Annotated in this window: 19 protein-coding genes; 10 read left to right on the forward strand and 9 right to left on the reverse strand. The window is 69.0% G+C overall.

The window, feature by feature from the left end; genetic code table 11:
- Window positions 1–108: 108 nt before the first annotated feature.
- The 4 genes from OG984_RS12345 (at window position 109) to OG984_RS12360 (ending at window position 4,775) form a co-directional block, all read left to right on the forward strand.
- Window positions 109–1,428, forward strand: coding sequence for an ABC transporter substrate-binding protein (locus OG984_RS12345; protein WP_328531859.1), 1,320 nt, complete (start codon window positions 109–111; stop codon window positions 1,426–1,428).
- Window positions 1,428–2,387, forward strand: a complete 960-nt coding sequence (locus tag OG984_RS12350) for a carbohydrate ABC transporter permease (protein WP_328531860.1) — start codon at window positions 1,428–1,430, stop codon at window positions 2,385–2,387. Before OG984_RS12345 ends, OG984_RS12350 begins: the two co-directional genes overlap by 1 nt.
- Window positions 2,384–3,220 (forward strand): carbohydrate ABC transporter permease, encoded by an 837-nt coding sequence (locus OG984_RS12355; RefSeq protein ID WP_328531861.1) that lies wholly within the window; start codon window positions 2,384–2,386, stop codon window positions 3,218–3,220. The genes OG984_RS12350 and OG984_RS12355 overlap by 4 nt, the downstream gene beginning before the upstream one ends.
- A gap of 79 nt (window positions 3,221–3,299) precedes the next feature.
- Window positions 3,300–4,775: a mannitol dehydrogenase family protein gene (locus tag OG984_RS12360; RefSeq protein ID WP_328531862.1), complete on the forward strand. Its 1,476-nt coding sequence runs from the start codon at window positions 3,300–3,302 to the stop codon at window positions 4,773–4,775.
- A gap of 66 nt (window positions 4,776–4,841) precedes the next feature.
- Here OG984_RS12360 and OG984_RS12365 read toward each other — a convergent pair whose 3' ends face one another.
- The 3 genes from OG984_RS12365 to OG984_RS12375 form a co-directional block, all read right to left on the reverse strand.
- Window positions 4,842–8,399 (reverse strand): Rne/Rng family ribonuclease, encoded by a 3,558-nt coding sequence (locus OG984_RS12365; RefSeq protein ID WP_328531863.1) that lies wholly within the window; start codon window positions 8,397–8,399, stop codon window positions 4,842–4,844.
- A gap of 409 nt (window positions 8,400–8,808) precedes the next feature.
- Window positions 8,809–10,005 (reverse strand): winged helix DNA-binding domain-containing protein, encoded by a 1,197-nt coding sequence (locus OG984_RS12370; protein WP_328531864.1) that lies wholly within the window; start codon window positions 10,003–10,005, stop codon window positions 8,809–8,811.
- 24 nt (window positions 10,006–10,029) lie between these two features.
- Window positions 10,030–10,770, reverse strand: a complete 741-nt coding sequence (locus OG984_RS12375; RefSeq protein ID WP_442941009.1) for a TIGR03936 family radical SAM-associated protein — start codon at window positions 10,768–10,770, stop codon at window positions 10,030–10,032.
- Between the two features lie 88 nt (window positions 10,771–10,858).
- On the opposite strand from OG984_RS12375, the gene OG984_RS12380 reads away from it, so the two are divergent.
- The 4 genes from OG984_RS12380 (at window position 10,859) to OG984_RS12395 (ending at window position 13,405) form a co-directional block, all read left to right on the forward strand.
- Window positions 10,859–11,857, forward strand: a complete 999-nt coding sequence (locus OG984_RS12380) for an endonuclease/exonuclease/phosphatase family protein (protein ID WP_328531866.1) — start codon at window positions 10,859–10,861, stop codon at window positions 11,855–11,857.
- Window positions 11,858–11,960: 103 nt separating this feature from the next.
- A complete protein-coding gene (locus OG984_RS12385) occupies window positions 11,961–12,383 on the forward strand; it encodes a GNAT family N-acetyltransferase (protein ID WP_328531867.1) in 423 nt (140 codons plus the stop codon).
- A gap of 46 nt (window positions 12,384–12,429) precedes the next feature.
- Complete coding sequence (locus OG984_RS12390) at window positions 12,430–12,813, forward strand: RidA family protein (protein ID WP_328531868.1); 384 nt, start codon at window positions 12,430–12,432, stop codon at window positions 12,811–12,813.
- 118 nt (window positions 12,814–12,931) lie between these two features.
- Window positions 12,932–13,405 carry a GNAT family N-acetyltransferase gene (locus OG984_RS12395; protein ID WP_328531869.1) on the forward strand — a complete coding sequence of 158 codons (474 nt, stop codon included), beginning with the start codon at window positions 12,932–12,934 and terminating at the stop codon, window positions 13,403–13,405.
- 122 nt (window positions 13,406–13,527) lie between these two features.
- Here the strand turns inward: OG984_RS12395 and OG984_RS12400 are convergent, their stop codons facing one another.
- Complete coding sequence (locus tag OG984_RS12400) at window positions 13,528–13,902, reverse strand: hypothetical protein (RefSeq protein WP_328531870.1); 375 nt, start codon at window positions 13,900–13,902, stop codon at window positions 13,528–13,530.
- A 131-nt stretch (window positions 13,903–14,033) separates the two neighbouring features.
- Between OG984_RS12400 and OG984_RS12405 the strand changes: the two genes are divergently transcribed.
- Window positions 14,034–14,648 carry a histidine phosphatase family protein gene (locus tag OG984_RS12405; RefSeq protein WP_328531871.1) on the forward strand — a complete coding sequence of 205 codons (615 nt, stop codon included), beginning with the start codon at window positions 14,034–14,036 and terminating at the stop codon, window positions 14,646–14,648.
- A gap of 102 nt (window positions 14,649–14,750) precedes the next feature.
- Here OG984_RS12405 and OG984_RS12410 read toward each other — a convergent pair whose 3' ends face one another.
- Complete coding sequence (locus OG984_RS12410) at window positions 14,751–14,924, reverse strand: hypothetical protein (RefSeq protein WP_328531872.1); 174 nt, start codon at window positions 14,922–14,924, stop codon at window positions 14,751–14,753.
- A 144-nt stretch (window positions 14,925–15,068) separates the two neighbouring features.
- Window positions 15,069–17,039, reverse strand: coding sequence for a TIGR03960 family B12-binding radical SAM protein (locus tag OG984_RS12415; protein WP_008358531.1), 1,971 nt, complete (start codon window positions 17,037–17,039; stop codon window positions 15,069–15,071).
- An 88-nt stretch (window positions 17,040–17,127) separates the two neighbouring features.
- Here OG984_RS12415 and OG984_RS12420 point away from each other — a divergent pair, with 88 nt between their 5' ends.
- Window positions 17,128–17,301, forward strand: a complete 174-nt coding sequence (locus OG984_RS12420) for a hypothetical protein (protein ID WP_328531873.1) — start codon at window positions 17,128–17,130, stop codon at window positions 17,299–17,301.
- Window positions 17,302–17,360: 59 nt separating this feature from the next.
- Here the strand turns inward: OG984_RS12420 and OG984_RS12425 are convergent, their stop codons facing one another.
- From OG984_RS12425 to rodA, 3 genes are all read right to left on the reverse strand, one after another.
- Window positions 17,361–18,578 carry a S8 family peptidase gene (locus tag OG984_RS12425; RefSeq protein WP_328531874.1) on the reverse strand — a complete coding sequence of 406 codons (1,218 nt, stop codon included), beginning with the start codon at window positions 18,576–18,578 and terminating at the stop codon, window positions 17,361–17,363.
- Between the two features lie 280 nt (window positions 18,579–18,858).
- The gene (locus OG984_RS12430) at window positions 18,859–20,550 is read right to left on the reverse strand and encodes a S8 family peptidase (RefSeq protein ID WP_328531875.1); all 1,692 of its coding nucleotides are present in this window, start codon (window positions 20,548–20,550) and stop codon (window positions 18,859–18,861) included.
- A gap of 93 nt (window positions 20,551–20,643) precedes the next feature.
- Window positions 20,644–21,867, reverse strand: a complete 1,224-nt coding sequence (rodA, locus tag OG984_RS12435) for a rod shape-determining protein RodA (RefSeq protein ID WP_328531876.1) — start codon at window positions 21,865–21,867, stop codon at window positions 20,644–20,646.
- Between the last annotated feature and the right edge of the window lie 14 nt (window positions 21,868–21,881).

Raw genomic sequence — 21,881 nt, forward strand, 5'->3', positions numbered from 1 at the left:
ATTACGCCATCGTGGTCGTGACGACAGTCACACTGCGAGGAGGCAGATCGAATGCGGGTACGGAGACGGACCTCCGCAGCGCTGACAGCGCTATCACTGGCGACGGTGATGTTGACGGCATGCGGCACCGGCGGCCTGGGCGCCGGCGGGACGAGCGCGGGTGAGCACAGCATCACGGTGCTGATGGTCAACAACCCCCAGATGCTCGAGCTCCAGGAGCTCACCGAGGAGCACTTCACCGAGAAGACCGGGATCGAGGTGAACTTCGTGGTCAAGGTCGAGCAGGACATGCGCGACACCGCGAGCACCGAGTTCGCCAACCAGTCCGGCATCTATGACGTGGCGACGCTGTCCAACTTCGAGATCCCCTACTACGCCGAAGCCGGCTGGATCTCGGACATGGAGAGCATCGCGAACGACCCCGAGTTCGACCAGGACGACATCCTGCCGCCGATGACAGAGGCGCTCTCGGCCAACGGCAAGGTCTACGGCCAGCCGTTCTACGGCGAGTCGTCGTTCCTGATGTACCGCAAGGACCTGTTCGCGAAGCACGGCATCGAGATGCCGGCCGAACCGACCTGGGAGCAGGTCGCCGGCTTCGCCGCGAAGATCAACGAGGCCGAGCCGGACATGCGTGGAATCTGCCTGCGCGGCCTGGCCGGCTGGGGTGACAACCTCGCCTCGATCACGACCGTCGTCAACACCATGGGCGGCACCTGGTTCGACGAGGACTGGAACGCCCAGGTCAACAAGGGCGGCTTCAAGAAGGCGGCCAACTTCTACGTCGATCTGGTCCGCGAGCACGGCGAGGCGGGCGCGGCGACGTTCAGCTTCCCGCAGTGCCTCAACGCCATGCAGCAGGGCAAGGTCGCGATGTGGTACGACGCCACCTCCGGCGCCGGGTCGCTCGAAGCGGCCGAGTCGCCGGTCAAGGGCAAGGTCGGCTACGTCGCCGCCCCGCACGACCAGACCCAGAACGCCGGCTGGCTCTACACCTGGGCCTGGGCGATCCAGAAGGCCTCGCGCCACCAGGAGGACGCCAAGGAGTTCGTCGCCTGGGCCTCCAGCAAGGAGTACGAGGAGCTGGTGATGGCCGACACCGAGCACGACACCGGCGGGCCGACCAACGTCCCCGCGGGCAAGCGCGCCTCGACCTATGAGAACCCCGAGTACCTCGAGGTGGCGGGCTCCTTCGCGACCCCGACCATGAACGCGATCAAGAACGCCCAGGCCGACAACCCCGGCGTCCAGAAGCGGCCCTACAACGGCATCCAGTTCGTCGGGGTCCCCAGCTTCACCGACTTCGGCACCGAGTGCGCCAAGCAGCTCTCCAGCGCCATCTCGGGCTCGAAGACCACCGACGCGGCGCTCGACCGCTGTCAGTCGCTCGCCCAGGAGTACGGCGACGTCCAGAAGGAGAAGCAGTGATGGCCTCCGTGACCGCACCTCTACCCACGACAGCGGAGCCGACGGTGACCCGGCCGCCCGCGGCGTACAAGAAATGGGGCCGGGAGTCGTGGAAGCTGCGCGCGCCGCTGCTGCCCGCGCTGGTCTTCCTGATCGTGGTGACTCAGCTGCCGTTCGTGGCGACGCTGGTGATGTCGTTCATGAACTGGAGCGCGCAGCCAGACGCGGAAGGACGCAGCTTCGCCGGCTTCGACAACTTCAAGACCGTGTTCACGACGCCGGCCTACCGGACGGCGGTCCTCAACACGATCGAGATGACGGTGGTCGTCGTCGGGGTCAGCGCCCTGCTCGCCCTCGGGATCGCGCTGCTGCTCAACCACGCGTTCATCGGGCGCGGCGTGGTGCGCACGATGATGATCGCGCCGTTCCTGATCGTGCCGATCGCGGCGGCGGTCTTCTGGGGCAACGGCATCCTGATGACCGGGTTCGGCCTGGTCGACGGCGTGCTCGGGCAGCTCGGGGTTCCCGGCGCCCAGGACATCGCCTTCCTGACCGACCATCCCAAGCTCGCCATCGAGATCGAGCTGATCTGGCAGTGGACGCCGTTCATGATGCTGATCCTGCTCGCCGGACTGCAGTCGCAGGACCCCGAGGTCCTGGAGGCGGCCAGCATCGACGGCTGCAACGGCTGGCAGACGTTCGTGCACATGACGCTCCCCCACGTACGCCGCTATCTCGAGCTCTCGATCGTGCTCGGCACGATCTTCATCGTCCAGAACTTCGACTCGGTCCTGGGCATGACCGGCGGGCTGAACTCCACCAACATCCCGTTCGCCGTCTACGAGACGTTCTACTCCGCCAAGGACTACGGGGTCGCCTCAGCGCTGGGCGTCGTCGTGGTCATCGGCTCACTGATCATCGCGACCTTCGCACTCCGCGTGGTGTCGTCCCTGCTGACCGACGAGGAGGCAAGCCGATGAGAACCTGGAACCGGCAACGGGTGGCGAAGATCGTCATCCCGATCGCAGCGTGGCTGGTCGGCATCATCTTCGTGATCCCGATCCTCTACATGGTCCTGACCTCGCTGCACGCACCGCAGGACGCCCAGACCTACCCGCCGAGCTGGGGTGCCCCGCTGACGCTGGACAACTACGGCGGCCTGTTCACCTCGGCGAACCCGATCACCCCGGCGCTGATCAACTCGGTGATCACCAGCGTGATCTCGACGCTGCTCGTGCTCGCCCTGGCGATCCCCGCGGCGTACTCGCTCTCGATCAGGCCCGTGAAGAAGTGGTCGGACGCGATGTTCTTCTTCCTGTCGACGAAGATGCTGCCGATGGTCGCGGGCATCCTGCCGATCTACCTGTTCACGACCCAGGTGATCAAGATGCCCGACAACGTGATCATCCTGATCCTGCTCTACACCGCGATGAACCTGCCGATCGCCGTCTGGATGATGCGCTCGTTCCTGGCCGAGGTGCCGCCCGCGATCATCGAGGCCGCCTCGATCGACGGCGCGAGCACGTTCCGGATCCTGACCCGCATCGTCGCGCCGATCTCGATGCCCGGCGTCGCGGCCACGTCGCTGATCTGCTTCATCTTCGCGTGGAACGAGCAGCTCTACGCCAAGGTGCTGACCTCGGTCGCCGCGCAGACGGGTCCGGTCTTCGTGAACACGCTGATCCAGACCGAGCACGCCTACCTCGCCGAGCTGGCCGCCGGGGCGACGCTGATCTCCCTGCCCGTGCTCATCGCCGGCTTCGCCGCCCAGGACAAGCTGGTCCAAGGTCTCTCCCTGGGGGCCGTCAAGTGAGCGAGCGCCAGCGAGTGAACCATGAGCACAACACGGCGCCGCGTCCGTACCCTGGCGCTTGCGCTACGGAGGTGGCGGCGTGACCTATCCGCGACTCACGACAGCCAGGCTCGGCGAACTGTCTGCGTCCGTTGCCGTCCCCGCCTACGACCGGTCCGCCGTCACCCCCGGGATCGTGCATCTCGGGGTCGGTGGCTTCCACCGCGCCCACCAGGCGCGGTATGTCGACGACCTGCTCGCCTCGGGCATCACCGACTGGGGCATCGTCGGGGTGGGGCTGATGCCCCAGGACGTACGCATGCGGGACGCTCTCGCCGCACAGGAGCACCTCTACACGCTCATGGAGCGGGCACCGGACGGCGGCGTGCACGGCCGGGTGATCGGCTCGATCATCGACTACCTGTTCGCCCCCGACTCCCCTACGGACGTGCTCGACCTGCTCGCCGACCCGCGGATCCGGATCGTCTCGCTGACCATCACCGAGGGCGGCTACCACGTCAATCAGGCGACCGGCGGCTTCGACGCCTCCGATCCGGCCATCCAGGCGGACCTGGAGGCGGGGGCGGCGCCGTCCACGGCGTTCGGCTATGTCGTGGAGGCGCTGGCTCGCCGCCGCGCCGCCGGCGTGGCTCCGTTCACGGTGATGTCGTGCGACAACATCGCCGGCAACGGCGAGGTCGCCCGCGCGATGATGTCGGCGTTCGCGTCCCTGCGCGACCCGGAGCTGGGCGACTGGATCGCGTCCGAGGTGGCTTTCCCGAGCTCGATGGTGGACCGGATCACCCCGGCGACCACGGACGCCGACGTCGAGGAGGTCGGCTGGCGGTTCGGGATCGGAGACGCCTGGCCAGTGGTCAGCGAGCCGTTCTCCCAGTGGGTGCTCGAGGACCACTTCCCGCAGGGACGGCCCCCGTTCGAGCGGGCCGGGGTCGAGATGGTGCCCGATGTCGAGCCGTACGAGCTGATGAAGCTGCGGCTCCTCAACGCCAGCCACCAGGCGCTGTGCTACCTCGGCTACCTCTCGGGTTACCGCTACGCCCATGAGGTCTGCACCGACCCGCTCTTCGTCGACTTCCTGCTCGGCTACATGTCGCAGGAGGGCACCCCGACGCTGCCGCAGGTGCCCGGCGTGGACCTGGAGGGCTACCGGCGCGAGCTGATCTCCCGCTTCGCCAACCCCCACATCCGCGACACCCTGGCCCGGCTGTGCGCGGAGAGCTCCGACCGGATCCCGAAGTGGCTGGTGCCGGTCATCACCGCTCAGCTGGGGCGTGGCGGGTCGGTTCGCCGTTCGGCACTCGTCGTCGCCTCCTGGGCCCGCTACGCCGAGGGCGTCGACGAGCAGGGCGCGCCGATCGACATCGTCGACCGGCGCCGGGCCGACGTGATGGCCCGGGCGATCGCCCAGCGCGCGGACCCGCTCGCCTTCCTTCGCGACCCCGACCTCTTCGGCGACCTCGTCGACTCACCTGAGTTCACCGAGCCGTACGCCGAGGCGCTGGCGTCCCTGCACGCGGTCGGTGCGCGGAAGACTCTCGAGGTCTGGGAGGGCTGAGCAGGGCTGTGGGCAGCACAACGCCCCGGTGACCACGAGGGGGGTCACCGGGGCGTCGTGGTCTGGTCAGCTGTCCTGGGACGGCGTGGTGTCGCGGCTGGCGCCACCACGGGTGCGGGTCACGACCTTCGGCGCCGGGGTGGACGCGGTGCCGTTGCTCGTCACCGGCGCCTCGGGCTTGGTCGCGGTCATCACCGCGCCCTCGCCGGTGCTCACGACCTCGCGGCGGGCGCCGCGGCGCTGCCGGGTGACCACCTTCGGCTTGGAGTCGACCGGCTCGGCCGCGACCGGCTCGGGAGCGGCGACCGCGGGCTCGGTCGTCTCGGGCTCGGTGGCCTCGACCTCGGCCGCCTCCGGCTCGACTGCCTCGGGCTCGGCCGCCTCGGGCTCGACCGGCGGGGCCACGGGAGCGGGCTTCTCCGCCGCCGGCTTCGGCTCGGTGGTCGAGCTGCCGACGACCGCGGCCAGGACCGGGCGGCCGGTCGTCGCGGCCCGACGGGTGCGGGTGCGCGTGGTGACCTTCGGAGCCTCCGGCTCGGCGGGTGCCACCGCGGGAGCCTCGGCGACCGCCTCGGCCGGGGTCTCGGCCTCGACCGGCTCAGGCGCCGGGGTCGACGCCTTGGACCGGCGCGAACGCGTCCGCGTCGTCACCTTCGGCGCCTCGACCTGCTCAGGGGCGGTCTCGGCGGACTCCGCGGCTGCGGCGGGCTCGGCTACCTCGGCGGACTCGGCCACCGAGGTCTCCTCGGGGCTCGCAGCCCTCGACCGGCGCGAGCGGGTGCGGGTCGTGACCTTCGGGGTCTCGACGGCCTCGGGCTCGCTCGGGGCCACCGCCTCCGCGGGAGTCTCGACGGACTCGGCCGCCGGCTCCTCGGTCTTCTCCGCCTGTCCGGCCATCGCGGCGAACTCGGCGGGCGACGGCGTCTTGGCCGACTCCTCGGCAGGCTCGGTGCGCTGCTCGCCACCGACCTCGTCGCGGCCCTTGCCACGGCTACCGCGACCGCCACGGCGGCGCGAGCGCGGCTCGTCGGGGGCGACGCCGGAGGACTTGCCGGCCTCGACCGGATGCTCGTGGATCACGAGGCCACGGCCGCCGCAGGCGTCGCAGTTCTCCGAGAACGCCTCGAGCAGGCCGGTGCCGATCCGCTTACGCGTCATCTGCACCAGACCCAGCGAGGTGACCTCGGCGACCTGGTGACGCGTGCGGTCGCGGCCCAGGCACTCGACCAGGCGACGCAGCACCAGGTCACGGTTGGACTCGAGGACCATGTCGATGAAGTCGACGACGATGATGCCGCCGATGTCGCGCAACCGGAGCTGGCGAACGATCTCCTCCGCAGCCTCGAGGTTGTTCTTGGTGACCGTCTCCTCCAGGTTGCCGCCGGAGCCGGTGAACTTGCCGGTGTTGACGTCGACGACAGTCATCGCCTCGGTGCGGTCGATGATCAGCGAGCCGCCGGAGGGCAGCCAGACCTTGCGGTCCAGGCCCTTCGCGATCTGCTCGTCGATGCGGTACGCGGCGAAGGCGTCGGCCTCACCGTCGTACTTCTCCACGCGCTCCTCGAGGTCGGGGGCCACCGACTGGACGTAGTCCTTGACGGTCTCCCACGACGAGTCACCGGAGATGACCAGCTTGGCGAAGTCCTCGGTGAACAGGTCGCGGACGACCTTCAGGGTGAGGTCGGGCTCGCCGTAGAGCAGCTGCGGGGCATTGCCGCCCGCACGCTTCTCGATGTCCTCCCAGCGGGCCTTGAGGCGCTCGACGTCGCGGGTCAGCTCCTCCTCGGCGGCACCCTCCGCGGCGGTGCGTACGATCACGCCGGCCGTGTCGGGGACGATCTCCTTCAGGAGAGTCTTGAGGCGGTTGCGCTCGGTGTCGGGCAGCTTGCGGGAGATGCCGGAGGTGGTGCCGTCGGGCACGTAGACCAGGAATCGGCCGGCCAGCGAGATCTGCGAGGTCAGGCGGGCGCCCTTGTGGCCGATCGGGTCCTTCGTCACCTGGACGAGCACCTTCTGGCCGGAGGTCAGCACCGACTCGATCTTGCGGGGCTGGCCCTCCTTCCAGCCGAGCGAGGCCCAGTTGACCTCACCGGCGTAGAGGACCGCGTTGCGGCCCTTGCCGATGTCGATGAACGCGGCCTCCATCGAGGGGAGCACGTTCTGGACGCGGCCGAGGTAGACGTTGCCGATCAGGCTGGTCTGGCTCTCGCGGGCGACGTAGTGCTCCACGAGGACCTTGTCCTCGAGCACCGCGATCTGGGTCAGGTCCTCGCGCTCGCGGATCACCATGACGCGCTCGACCGACTCGCGGCGGGCCAGGAACTCGGCCTCGCTCACGATCGGGGCGCGACGGCGGCCGGCCTCACGGCCCTCGCGGCGGCGCTGCTTCTTCGCCTCCAGGCGGGTCGAGCCCGACAGCGCGGTGATCTGGTCCTCGCCGGTGCGGCTCTGGCGGACCTTGGTGACGGTGTTCTCCGGGTCGTCGCCGGCCTCACCCGAGGCCTCGCCCGCGCGGCGGCGACGACGGCGACGGCGCGAGGAGCTGCCGCCCTCGCCCTGCTGGTCGGCGTCGGCGTCCTTCTCGTCGCCCTCGCCCTCGGACTCCTCGGACTTGTCTTCGGTCTCGGTCGAGTCGGAGCCCTCGGCGTCGCCGTTGGCACCCTTGCGACGGCGGCGGCCGCCACGGCGGCGACGACGACGGCCGTTGCCGCCGCCCTCACCGTCGTCGGCCGAACTCTCGTCGGACTCGGTGTCGGAGCTGGTGTCGGTGTCGGTGTCGGACTCGACGTCGGTGGCCTCGACCTCGGTCGACTCCTCCTCGTCAGCCTTCTCCTCGGCCGGGGCGGCGTTGCGTACGTTGCGCCTGCGGGTCCGGGCCGGAGCCTCTTCCTTGGTGGCCTCAGCGGCGGGCTCGGCGGCCTGCGGCGCGTCCTCGGCGGGCGCCTCGGCGGCGGCCTCGAGCGGCTCCTCGACCGGCTTCGGCTCGGCCGTCTTGCGGGTGCGCCGGCGGGTGGTGGTCTTGGTCGGCGCCTGGAACAGGACCGCCGGGGCCGCCGGACCGGCCTGCTCGGCCTCGGTCTCCTCGACCGTCTCGTCGGCGACCTCCTCCGCGGGGGTCTCCACGGGCGCGGGGGTCTCGACGACCGGGGCGGCAGCCTTCTTGGCAGCCGTCTTCCTCGCCGTGGTCTTCTTGGCGGTGGTCTTCTTCGCGGCCGTCTTCTTGGCCGGAGCCTCGACGGCCTCGGCGGGGGCCTCGGCCGGAGTCTCGGTAATCTCGGTGGTCTCGGCGACGTCGGTGGTCTCGACCTCGGCCGGCGCCGGAGCGGCAGCCTTCTTGGTCGTACGCTTCCGGGTGGTCTTCTTCGCCGCGGTCTTCTTGGCGGGGGCCTCGGCGGTCTCACCCGTCTCGGCGGTCTCCTCGGCAGGGACCTCCACGGCCTCCACGGTCTCCGCCGGCGCCGCGGCAGCCTTCTTGGTCGTACGCTTGCGCGTGGTCTTCTTCGCCGCGGTCTTCTTCGCGGGAGTGGATTCCGCGGTGGTTTCCGCGGCGTTCGTGTCGGTCACCGGAGTCTGCGGCGTTTCAGCGCCGTTCTCGGTGTTCTCGACAGTGGTCTCGTCGGCCATGCCGTTCTCCTCATCCAGGACCTTCACAGGTGCCGGATAGTCAGGTGCCGGGAAACGGGCGCTGCGCAGTATCGAACTGTTCCACGTAGCAGCCGCATCGCGGCGCAAAGCTTGTCAGGGCGGCGGCATCCTCCGCAGCGGTGCGTCACAGGCTGCGGTTCGTCACCTGCCGCGGTCGCTCGGCCGTCCGGGACCTTCCCGGGCGAGTCGCTCTCACTGACCTGCTAGGCCTGCGTCGCGGTCTGGTGACGACCTACCTCCTGTGTGCCGGAGTGCGCCCCGGAGGGCCCACGCCGGCGAGGCGTCGTCGGACTGTCCATTCCTCGGGTCGGGCCCGATTGTTTGAGCAGTCGTCTCGGAGTATCGCATACACCCTGTCAACAGACCGATATCCGGACGCCAACGAAACTCAGGGAAGGGTCGCTTCTTTCATCTGGCGCGACTTGTAGACGTTCACGATCACCACACCGTCGAGCCACTCGGTGAGTCGCTCCGCCTCGGTCGCCAGCGCCGCCCGGCCGTCCTCCGCGATGTCGTGGCGCACGATCGGGTGCACGCGGCCGTCGTCGTCCTGCGCCCAGGCCCCGACGATCCGGCCGTCCCACCAGGCGGTGTTGCCGGCGTTGCCGTTGGAGTCGAAGAGGTACGCCACGTCCTCCGCGTCCAGGTAGAACCCGCGTTCCCTCCAGCCCATGACGGTGGGATCGAGGGTCGGCAGCAGCGCTGCCCACGGCTCGACCTCGGGCTCCGGCGAGACGGCGATCGGGTCGTCGGGCAGCACCCAGCCGGTGCCTCCGCCCTCGAGCCCGACCGCGATCGCCTCCACCGCGGCGAGCGCCGCCCGCACCGCCGACTTCGTGGACCCGAGCCACCAGACCAGGTCGGCCTCGGTGCCGGGCCCGAAGGTCCACAGCCAGCGACGGACGAGCTCGGCATAGCCCTCCGCCGGGGCGAGCGGGGTCGGCATCGCCTCGAGCCACGACTCGGCGAGCGTCCACGTCGGCTTGTTCAGCCGCCAGTGTCCAAGGTTGGTCGCCCGCATCAGCCGCCCCTGCGCGGCGAGGGTGCCGATCACCCACCGCCCGATGGCGAACTCGCCGCCCCACTTCTTGCCGGGAGCGCCCATCCGGAAGCGGACGTCGAGCTCGGGAACCAGCTCGCGCAGCTGCGTCGTGGTCCGCGGCTCGCCGTCGGCCAGCGCTGCGAGCGTGGCCGCGAACGCCTTCTCGATCCAGCCGTCCTGGTCCTCGTCGATGCCGCCCGCCGTCAGCCACTTGTGGAGGTTCTTCTCCTCCTGGGCGGCGACCCGGGCCGAGGCACTCCCCCAGGCCGCGGCGACCAGGTCGCGCGGGAAGGCGAAGAGGGTGCGCCGCATCGCCAGCTGCTTGACCAGCGACCGCTCCTCGTAGAGCGCACGCTCGACGTCCTCGACGTGGAGGTCGCGGACGCGCGCGTGCAGCGCGAGGTGGACGGTCGCCGCCTCGGTCGCATGCCAGGCGGTCATCGCCTCCGTCGCGGCGGCCACGTCGGCGTACCTGTGGTCGGGGGCGAGCCCGTGCCGCCTGGCCAGCCTCGCCCGGCGCTCACGGTCGGTGACTGTTCTCATCGGCAGCGCCTCACCGGTCGAACACTAGTGCAGCGGGTCGCCGATCGTGCCGGATTCCTCGTCGAAGATGCCCTGGGTGAGCCGGGTCAGGAGCGGCAGTCCGCCATGGTCGGGACCGACCTTCAGCCCACCGATGCGCTCCAGCCCGGTGACGACGTCGTCGGGACGTACGGACGGGGTGCCGTGCTTGAGCAGCAGCTCCAGACGCGAGCCGCCCTCGCGCGGCGCCGAGGAGAGGCGTACGACCGCGCCTCGCGCGTCGAACTCGCGCATGCCCTTCTTGGTCATCCGCTCCACGATGACCTCCTCGGCGCCGAGGAACGCCTCGACCGCCGCGGCCGCCTCCTCGGGCGACGTCGGGAGGTCGATGATCCACTCGCTGCCGGTGAGCAGGTCGGCCAGCGCACCCTTGGGCGAGGTGGCGGTGTCGACGACGTCGAGCAGGTCGAGGCCGTCGGGCATGACCTCGTCCAGGGCACCCTTGGTGGCAGCCGGGTCGACGATCTCGCGCAGCGCGAGCTCCACGTACTCGGCCTCGCTCGCCGCCCCCGTCGGAGCCGCCCCGGCGTAGGAGATCCGCGGATGCGGGTTGAAGCCCGAGGAGTAGGCCACCGGGATCCGGGCGCGGGCGACCGCGCGCTCGAAGGCGCGGCTGAAGTCGCGGTGGCTGGTGAACCGGAGCCTGCCGCGCTTGGCGTAGCGGATGCGGAGGCGCTGGACCGGCGGGGCCTGCTGTTCGGGCTGTTGACGCACGGAGTCGATTATGTAGGTCCCCGGGGGCGATCACCCACCTGGCGAATGGGGGACGAACTCGATGTAACGGTTTGCATACGAAAAATGGGAGACTCGCGCGGTGAGCCACCACAGAAGAAGGACGATCTCGGTACGCCTCAAGGAGCTGTTGCCGATCCTCGCGGTCGTTCTCACAGTCGGTGCCATCGCCGCCCTGACCGTGCTGGCTCCCCGGTTGAGCGATGCGAGACAGGCCTCCGCGGATGCCTCCTCGTCGCCGAGCGCCGAGACCCTCGAGGCCTCCCCCTCGGCCCCGACATCGGCCTCGGCCTCGTCGGAGCCGCTGCCGAAGTTCACGACGCTGGAGGCGCCCCCGGCGATCGCGAAGGCCCCGAAGAAGCCGAAGATCGACCCCTGCGCCGTCCCGCGCAAGCTGACCGTGATGACCTTCAACATCAAGGGCGGCCGGGTCTCCCCCGGTGAGCTCGACGGGATCGCCGCCGTGATCCGCGCCTCGGGCGCCGACGTCGTACTCCTCCAGGAGGTCGACCGGAACCGCCGCCGCTCGGGCAACGTCGACCAACCCGCGATCATCGCCTCCCACCTGGGGATGCAGGCGGTCTTCGGTGCCAACGACTACATCACCGACCGCGGCGGCTACGGCAACGCGATCCTGTCGCGCTTCCCCATCGCGGAGTCCGGCAACACCCACCTGCCCAACAGCGACGGCAAGGAGCAGCGCGGGGTGCTGCGGGCGAACATCATCGTCGAGGGCCAGCGCCTGGTCGTCTTCAACACCCATCTCGACCACACCTCCGACTCGCTGCGGCAGGCGCAGATCGGTGCGGTCATGTCCAGGGTGAACGCCTACGACGGCGCCAAGCTCCTCGGCGGCGACCTCAACGCCGGCTCCGGCTCCGGCGTCCTCGGCACCGCCCTGGCCTCGTTGACCGACGCCGGTGCCTCGTTGGGTTCCAGCCACGACGGCGGCGGCCGCGTCGACTACCTGCTCCCCAACTCCTGGCTCGAGGCCGGCGCCGGCCGGGTCACCCCCACCGGCCTCTCGGACCACCACGCCGTCAGCATCGACTTCGCCATGCGCGGCGCCGAGGACTGCTGAACTTCCTGTTCGGGTACGACGGGGAGTTCTGCATCGGTTACCGGTCGATAATCGGTGCAGAACTCCCCGTCGTACCCCATTGGTCGCGTGAGAGACTCCGGCCGTGATCGAACTCCGGCCTGCCGCTGTCTCTGACATCCCTGCGCTGCTGCAGCTGTGGGAGGTGGCCGCGGAGAACGACTCTCGGCCGACAGACTCCCCGGCGAAGGTCGAGGCCCTGATCGCGCGCGACCCCGAGGCCTGCACGGTCGCGGTCACCCCGGACGGCCGGATCGTCGGCTCCCTGATCTCCGGCTGGGACGGCTGGCGTGCCCACCTCTACCGGTTGGCGGTCCACCCCGACGTACGCCGCCAGGGGCTCGCCCGCCGCCTCCTTGCCCACGCCGAGGACCGCCTCGTGGCCCTGGGCGCGAGCCGGATCGACGCGATGGTGCTGGAGGGCAACGACCTGGGGCAGTCGCTGTGGAAGAGCTCGGGGTACGAGTCGCAGTCGGAGTGGCGGCGCTGGGTCCGTCCCGTCGGCTGAGCGGTAATCGGTCGCCCGGATCGCGGGCCCGGTCTACCTTCGGCGTGTGGATTTCGTGACTCCCGATGACCTGCCCGCACCCGCCGGCTACAGCCATGCGGTGATCACCGGCCCCGGCGCCCGGCTCGTCGTGACCTCGGGACAGGTCGGCATCACCGCCGACGGAGCCGTGGCCGACGGCTGGGAGGCGCAGACCAGGCAGACCTTCGTCAACCTCGGCATCGCCCTGACTGCCTCGGGCGCGACCTGGGCAGATGTCGTGAAGCTGACCTACTTCGTCGTGGCCACCGACGAGCTGCCGCTGATCCGGTCCGTGCGCGACGAGTTCGTCGACGTCACTCGCCCGCCCGCCAGTTCGCTGGTGCAGGTCGCCGGCCTCTTCCGCCCTGACGTACTCATCGAGATCGAGGCGACCGCAGCGATCCGCTGATCGGCTACTCGGCTGGGAGGAAGCTGCCGAAGACCCACCTCGCAATCGCAGGTCACTTTCCCGCACATGTTCGAAACTCGCGGGCTGACAGAACGGCACGACGGCTACGCTCGCCGATGTGGATCCTCTGCCTTCGTTCGCGGTTCGTCGCGCGGTGGATTCCGATGCCGCCACTCTGCGCGCGATCGCCGTCGAAGCGTACGAGGGCTATCTCCCGAGGATGCGGGATCAACGGCCGGGGCCGATGGATGCCGACTACGACGAGCTTGTGACATCCGCCGAGGTGTGGGTCGTGACCGACGGAACTGCCGACATCAAGGGATTCGTCGTGCTGCTGCCGTCGCCTGACGACTTCGTGCTGGACAACGTCGCGGTCCGGCCCGAGAACCATGGTCAGGGATATGGCCGACACCTGCTCGCGCTCGCCGAGAAGCGAGCGATCGCCGTGGGCGCCAAGGTCATCCGCCTCTACACCCACGAGACGATGGTGGAGAACCAGCGTCTCTACGAGCGCATCGGCTATGTCGAGACGTCCCGGCGCGACGATCGCGGATTCGGTCGCGTCTTCTTCGAGAAGCGGATCGAGCCCTGACCGATCAGACGACGGACAGCGGCAGCAGCTTCTGACCCGTGGGACCGATCTGGATCTCGGTGTTCATCTCCGGGCAGATGGCAACAACCCGACACTCGACGCGAGCTAACGGCCGTCCCGTATCAACCTCGGCTTGGGTAGGCACCGGTGAAGTAATCGTCCTTCTCAGCCCACCGTTTGAATGCTCCAACCTCGATCGGGGAGTTGAGCCAGTCGTGCGCCGCTCGTCGCGCTGCTGCTTGAGCCGCCTCGGCACTGAAAAGCGATCGAGGGTGGTCGAACAGATCCGAAAGCTCCATCCATTGGCAGTAGATGGCACCGCCATCAGGCAGCGATTCGATCTCATCGAGGACCGCGACACCCGCATCCATCGCAGCTTCGTAGGCGTCCCACGGTTCGACGGCCTCAAGCACTCGCTGAGCAATCGGGTCAACGAGCCGATGGCACACCGACTCCTGACGCTCGTCATCGCTGCTATCCGAACTCACGACGATCATGATGCTTCTTCCGACGAGATCTGTCGTCCGACTTCGCGCCGGTCGCCGTCAGATGAAACCCTCAGACCTGCAGCCCAGTGGCGGGGATAACCCAATGCCCATCGCTGTTTCGCCGTGGCAGTCTCTGAGCCGTGGAAGATCCCTTCGAGGTCGTGTACCTCGCCCGCCATGGCGAGACTGAGTGGAACCGCCGAGGCCGCCGACAGGGCCAACTCGACTCACCCCTGACCGTCCGCGGCAAGTCGCAGGCCGACGCCGTTGCAGGCGTTCTCGAAGGCTGCCGTGTCGATGCGATCTTCCACAGCCCGCTGGGCCGGGCCGCGCAGACCGCACAGATCATCGCCACGCGTCTTCACGCCACTCCGACCGAGCTCACCGAACTTGCGGAAGTGCACCACGGCGATGTGGCCGGGCTGACCGGCGACGAGATCGATACCCGGTTCCCGGGAATGATGGCGATTCGAGATGGTGACAAATTTTTGTGGCGCTTCCCCGGCGGGGAGAGTTATGCCGACGCCGACGCCCGAGCGACTTCGGCGCTCGCTGCCATCGCAGCGACCGGCGTGCGGCGCCCGCTCCTCGTCTCGCACGAGATGATCGGCCGGATGCTCCTCAGGCAGCTTGCTCGTCTCGATCCCGCAGCCGCGCTCGCGACCAGCCAACCGAACAACGTCGTAGTGGCAATCGAGCCGACGACTGGCTGCTGCTCCCGCCCCATCGCCGTCGATACCACTGCCCACTTGTGAGCGCAGCCGCACAAGCGCCCCTGGCCATCTCCGCCAGCATGCACGGATCGTGCACATGACCTATCCGTGCACTTCCGCGCGCCCGCGGAGTGCATGGATCACTCACGTGCACGATCCATGCTCGCCAGCTTCAACTGAGGGGGCAGCGCGGGAGTCCCCTTCGTGACGAAACGCCCCACCGGCGTCCACCGGCAGCAGCAGTTCACGGCTGAACGGGAACTCGCGCCCATCCTCGTCGACGATGACGACTTCACAGGTGATCTTGTGCTCGACCATGCCCATTAGTTGCTCGAGTGTCGCCGCACTGTCAGATCCGTACGCGGATCTACGCGTGCAGTCTCACCGCGAGCGCCATGGAACATTCCCGACAACCGCGGAAGCACCGCGGCCCGCAGACGTATTTCGACGCGTTTGCGCAGGTCAGACGACGGACAGCGGCAGCAGCTTCTGACCCGTGGGACCGATCTGGATCTCGGTGTTCATCTCCGGGCAGACCCCGCAGTCGTAGCAAGGCGTCCAGCGGCAGTCCTCGACCTCGATGTCCTCACCGTCGGCGGCGGCGAGGGCGTCCTCCCAGTCGGCCCAGAGCCAGTCCTTGTCGAGGCCTGAGTCGAGGTGGTCCCAAGGGAGGATCTCGTCGTACTCACGCTCGCGGGTGGTGTACCAGTCGAGGTCGACGCCGGTGCCGGCGAGGCCGGTCTCGGCTGCGGCGACCCAGCGGTCGTAGGAGAAGTGCTCCGACCAACCGTCGAAGCGACCGCCGTCGCGCCAGACCTGCTCGATGATCGCGCCGACGCGGCGGTCGCCGCGGGACAGCAGGCCCTCGACGATGCCGGGCTTGCCGTCGTGGTAGCGGAAGCCGATCGCGCGGCCGAACTTCTTGTCCGAGCGGACCACGTCGCGCAGCTTCTGCAGGCGCTCGTCGGTGGTCTCGTGGTCGAGCTGGGAGGCCCATTGGAAGGGAGTGTGCGGCTTGGGTACGAAGCCACCGATCGAGACGGTGCAGCGGATGTCGTTGCGACCGGAGACCTCGCGGCCCTTCGCGATCACCTTCTTCGCCAGCTCGGCGATCTGCAGGACGTCCTCGTCGGTCTCGGTCGGCAGGCCGCACATGAAGTAGAGCTTCACCTGGCGCCAGCCGTGGGAGTAGGCGGCACCGACGGTGCGGATCAGGTCCTCCTCGGTCACCATCTTGTTGATGACCTTGCGCATCCGCTCGGAGCCGCCTTCGGGGGCGAACGTCAGACCGGAGCGACGACCGTTGCGGGAGAACTCGTTGGCGAGGGTGATGTTGAAGGCGTCGACGCGCGTCGACGGCAGGCTCAGAGAGACGTTGGTGCCCTCGTAGCGGTCGGCCAGACCGGTCGCGACGTCACCGATCTCGGTGTGGTCGGCGGAGGACAGGGACAGGAGCCCGACCTCCTCGAACCCAGACTTCCGGATCCCGTTCTCGACCATGTCGCCGATGGTGGTGATGGAGCGCTCACGGACCGGGCGGGTGATCATCCCGGCCTGGCAGAAGCGGCAGCCGCGGGTGCAGCCGCGGAAGATCTCCACCGAGAACCGCTCGTGGACGGTCTCGGCCAGCGGCACCAAGGGATTGCGCGGGTAGGGCCACGCGTCGAGGTCCATCAGAGTGTGCTTGCGGACCCGCCACGGGATGTCGGGGCGGTTGGGGACGACGGCCTCGATCTGGCCGTCGGCGGCGTAGTTGACGTCGTAGAACTTCGGGACGTAGACGGCCCCGGAGACGGCCAGGCGGCGCAGCAGCTCGTCGCGGCCGCCGGGGCGACCGTCCTGCTTCCACTCACGCACGACCTCGGAGATCTTGAGCACGACCTCCTCGCCGTCACCGAGCACGGCGGCGTCGAGGAAGTCGGCGATCGGCTCGGGGTTGAACGCGGCGTGGCCGCCGGCGAGCACGATCGGGTCGTCGTCACCACGGTCGACCGCGTGCAACGGGATCTGGGCCAGCGAGAGCGCGTTGAGCATGTTGGTGTAGCCGAGCTCGGTCGAGAAGCTGAGCCCGAAGACGTCGAACGCCTTCACCGGACGGTGGGCGTCGACGGTGAACTGCGGGATCGGACCCTGCTCGTCACCCTCGCGCATGATCTTCTCCAGGTCGGGCCAGACCGCGTAGGTGCGCTCCGCCGCGATCCAGTCGCGCTCGTTGAGCACCTCGTAGAGGATCTGGACACCCTGGTTGGGCAGGCCGACCTCGTAGGCGTCGGGGTACATCAGCGCCCACCGCACCTCGACGTCGTTCCACTCCTTGACGGTCGAGTTGAGCTCCCCACCGACGTACTGGATCGGCTTGGACACCAGCGCGAGGCGCGGCTCCAGCCGAGGGAAGACGGACTCAGGAACGAGGTCGCTCTGGGCGACGGTCACGATGGGCACCTCAAAGCTCGGGAACGATCAACCCCAAGGGTACGCCGCTCCGCGACCCCCCGGCCAAACCTCGCGTCGTCGGGGCAGAATGCCGGGCACGGCACTGCGTACGTGGGCGGCAGAGTTCGCCGGAGGGACCGCGGCGAAGGCTATCGCCGAGCTCAACGCCCGGCACCCGTGGAGCCACAACGACCACTTCCACAGCTGGATCCTGGCGAACCTGCCGCCGCGGCGCCGAGCGTGGCGGGCGTGGCGGGCGTGAACAGCCGTTGGGGCCGCCCCTCCCGGACGGCCCCAACGAGCTCAGTTCAGAGCTTCAGCTCAGAACACGGTGGTGAGCAGCAGGTTCGGCGAACCGGTGCCCGGGTTGGTGACCACGTCGGCGATGGCGGCGCCGGTCAGACCCGTGGCGACGTCGGCCGGGGTGGCCGAGGGGTTCGCCTGGAGGAAGAGCGCGGCAGCACCGGCGACGTGGGGGGTCGCCATCGACGTACCGGAGATGGTGTTGGTCGAGCCGTCGTTCCAGGCCGAGGTGATGTCGACGCCCGGAGCGAACAGGTCGAGGCACTCACCGGTGTTGGAGAAGTCCGCGGCGGCGTCGGTGTCGTCGGTGGCACCGACGGTGATCGCCTCCGGGACGGCAGCCGGCGAGGAGCCGCAGGCGTCGGAGCTCTCGTTGCCGGCGGCCACGGCGTAGGTCACGCCGTCGGCGATCGAGGCCTGGACGGCCGCGTCGAGAGCGGCGTCGTTGCCGCCACCCAGCGACATGTTGGCGACGGCCGGGCCGTCGGTGTGGTTCTCGGTGACCCACTCGATGCCGGCGACGACACCCTCGGTGGTGCCGGAGCCCTGGTCGTCGAGGACACGGACCGGAACGATCGTGGCCTCCTTGGCGACCCCGTAGGTGGTGCCGGCGACGGTGCCCGCGACGTGGGTGCCGTGGCCGTTGCCGTCGCTCGGGTCGCTGTCGCCGTCGACGGCGTCGAAGCCCTCACCGATCCGGCCGCTGAACTCCGAGTGGTCGGCCGCGACACCGGTGTCGATGATGTAGGCGGTCACGCCGGCACCGGTCTGCTCGTAGTGGTAGTTCTTGTCGAGCGGCAGCGCGGCCTGGTCGATGCGGTCGAGGCCCCAGGTCGGGTCCGCCTGGTCGCCCTGAGTGGTGTAGCGGTGGTTGGCCTGCACGTAGGCGACGTCCGGGTTGTCCCGGACCTCGGCGAGCGCGTCCTTGTCGAGCGAGGCGGAGAAGCCGTTGAACGCGGTGTTGTAGACCTCGCGTACGTCGCCACCGGCGTCGCGAGCGTCGCTGCGGACCGACTTGGCCTCGGACTTCGCGAGGTCGCTGCCGCCCTGCTTCTTCATCACGACGATGTACTGACCCTCGATCGCGGTCGAGGCGTCCGCGCCGCGCAGCGGCGCCGGACCGTCCGCGGCACCGGCCGGGACGGTGAATGCGATCGCCGAGGCTGCTGCTCCCACAGCCACGGCGGAGATGACTGCCGGCGCCTTGTAGGCCCGGTTCTTCTTGGTTCGGTTCACGAACTGACTCCCGTCATCGTACGGCCCTGTAGGACCGAGACGAACGCCCTGCGCCCTCCCTGTGGCCGCAGCCCGAAGCGTTCGGCCAACCACGTAATCACGTTACGTAGAACCCGTAACGACCCAACTCTTCGCATTGCAGCAACGTGCAGATACCGAAGGTGAACACCTATAAACAGGGCATAAACAGGGTGGGAAAAAAGTCCCGACACGAGCCCGCCGGGCCGCTCGCGTTGCGCGAGCGACCCGGCGTGGTCTTGGTGCAGATGGATCAGACGGATCAGGCGATGGAGGTGTCGTCGATCAGGAAGCTGGTCCCGAGCGAGGAGTCCTCGGTGCCGGTGAACGCCAGTGTGACGGTGCTACCGGCGTAGGAACCCAGGGAGAACGACTTCAACGAGTACGAGGAGCTCGCGTTCAGGTTGGAGTAGGTCGCCAGGGTCGTCGAGCCGACCTTGACGGTCAGCTTGTCGTACGCCGTCGAGGTGGTCGTCTCGTTGGTGATCACCCGCAGGTAGAACGACAGCGTCTTGCCGGTCGTGGGCAGGGTGACCGACTGCGAGAGCGTGTCGGTGTGGGCCGAGCCGTAGCCGTTCAGCCACGCCTTGTAGGAGCCCGTACGCGCCGGGGCGGAGCTCGAGCTGTCGATCACACCCGAGGAGGCGCTCCAACCGGTCGCGCCCGACTCGAAGCCGGGGTTGACCAGCAGGTTGCCCGCCGGCGGCGTGGTCGGCGGGTCCGTCGGGTCGGTGCCGCCGCTCCACAGGGAGTAGAGGAGGCGGTTGGGCGAGCCGGTTCCGGCCGAGGTGACCACGCCGGTGGTCGCGTTGGACACGATCGCCGAGGAGACCGAGGAGGGAGAGGCCGTCGGGTTCGCCTGCAGGTAGAGCGCGGCCACACCGGCGACGTGCGGGGTCGCCATCGACGTACCGGAGATGGTGTTGGTCGCGGTGTTGGAGGTGTGCCACGCCGAGGTGATCGAGGAACCCGGGGCGAACAGGTCGAGGCAGGATCCGATGTTGGAGAAGCTCGACCGGGCGTCGGTGTTGGTGGTCGAGCCGACGGTCAGCGCACCCGCGACGCGGGCGGGTGAGCCGTTGCACGCGTTGGCACCGGAGTCGTTGCCCGCCGCCACGGCGTAGGTGACGCCGTCGGCGATCGAGTTGGAGACCGCCGAGTCGAGGGTCGATGAGACCCCACCACCGAGCGACATGTTGGCGACCGCGGGACCGGAGGTGTGGTTGGAGGTCACCCAGTTCACACCGGCGATCACGCCGGCGGTCGTGCCGGAGCCGGAGGCGTCGAGCACGCGGACGGGCACGAGCGTGACGTTCTTGGCCACGCCGTACGTCGTTCCGCCGACGGTGCCGGCCACGTGTGTGCCGTGACCGTTCTCGTCCTCGGTGCTGGACCCGATCGCGGTGTAGCCGGAGGTCACCCGGCCACCGAAGTCGGTGTGCGCGGAGCGGATGCCGGTGTCGATGATGTAGGCCTTCACCCCCGAGCCGGTGTAGTCGTAGTGGTAGTTCGAGTTCAGCGGCAGGTTGCGCTGGTCGATCCGGTTCAGGCCCCAGGTGGGGTTGGCCTGGTCGCCGCTGGCCTTCACGACCTGGTTGGCCTCGACGTAGTCGACATCGGGGTCGTTGCGGAGAGCCTCGAGCGCGTCGGCGTCGAGCGTGGCGGAGAATCCGGTGATCGCCTTGTCGTAGGCGTACTTCACCGAGCCGCCCTTCTCCTTGGCGAGCGCCCGGGCGTCGGCTGCGTTGGCCCTGGCCTCCGAGCCGCTGCCCTTCATCACGACGATGTAGGAGTTGTCGATGGCCGTCGACTTCTCGGCACCGATCAGCGGTGCCGGGTTGTCGGCTGCGCCGGCGGGACCGGACATGGCCAGGATGGTGCCGGCGGCGCCGACGGCGGTCACCGTCGCTGCCGCGAGTGCGCCGAGGCGCTGGATTCTGTGGGGTCGGTTCACGATTACTGCTCCCGTCGTCAAGCAGCCTCGGGATGAGGGCTGCAAGGGGTCACAGATGCCCTGTAGGGCAACCGGGAGGGAACGTAATCGAGTTTAATTTCGATGAAACGCGACATCTTTTCGCACTGCAGCAACCTGCAGGCGATCACGCGAGCGGAGGTCCTGAAGTGGTCCGGACCGGTCCAGACCGGTGCGCCGCGAGCGGCCCGAGATACCGAGCAGCACGCCCACCGCCAGCAGCGCCGCGATCATCGAGGATCCGCCGTAGGAGATCAACGGCAGCGGCACTCCCGTGACCGGCATGATGCCCAGGCACATGCCGATGTTCTGGAAGCTCTGGATGCCCAGCCAGCACACGATCCCGGCGGCGGCGACCCGCCCGAAGAGGTCGTCGGTGCGGGCCGCGATCCGCAGCCCACGCCACAGCACGACACCGATCAGCCCGATCACCAGCAGCGAGCCGACCAGCCCGAGCTCCTCCCCCACCACCGTGAAGATGAAGTCGGTGTGCTGCTCGGGGACGAAGCCCGCGCGGGCCTGCGAGCCCTGGAACAGACCCTGGCCGAAGATGCCGCCGTCACCGATCGCGATCCGCGCCTGCTGCACGTTGTAGCCGGCGCCGCGAGGGTCCAGCGAGGGGTCGGTGAACGCCATGAATCGGTTGATCTGGTACTGCTTCAGCACCCCGGTCGCGACCACGGTCGTGGCACCTGCCACGCCGGTCAGCGCCAGCAGGGAGAGCCACCGTCGTGGTGTGCCCGCGGCGGCGAGCACGCAGAAGACCGTCACCCCGAGCACCAGCGTCGTGCCGAGGTCGGGCTGGAGCAGGACGAGCACGATCGGCACCGCCGCGACCAGGATCATCGCGACCACGTCGCCCAGCGAGACCCGTGCCCGCCAGCGACCCTCGCTGCGCTCGGCGAGCACCAGCGCCATCGCGATGACCACGGCCAGCTTGGCCAGCTCGGAGGGCTGGACCTGCACCGGCCCGAGGTTCACCCAGGACTTCGACCCGTTGACCGTCGAACCCATCACCAGGACGAGGATCAGCCCGATCACCGCGGCCACGTAGACCACCGGCGTCAGCAGCCGGACCCAGCGGTGGTTGGTGGCCACCACACCCACCATCAGCACCAGCCCTGCGGCCACGTTGATCGCCTGTTTGCGCAGGTAGGCGGTGGTGTCGCCGCCGGTGATCGCGTCCCTGTGGATGGTCGCGGACCAGACCAGCAGCACCGACAGCGACACCAGGACCAGCACCGCGCCGAGGAGGACGAGGTCGATGCGGCGTACGAAGGCCATCACGTCGTTCTTCATGACTCGGTCCTCCC

The sequence above is a fragment of the Nocardioides sp. NBC_00368 genome (assembly GCF_036090055.1).
Lineage (GTDB): Bacteria > Actinomycetota > Actinomycetes > Propionibacteriales > Nocardioidaceae > Nocardioides.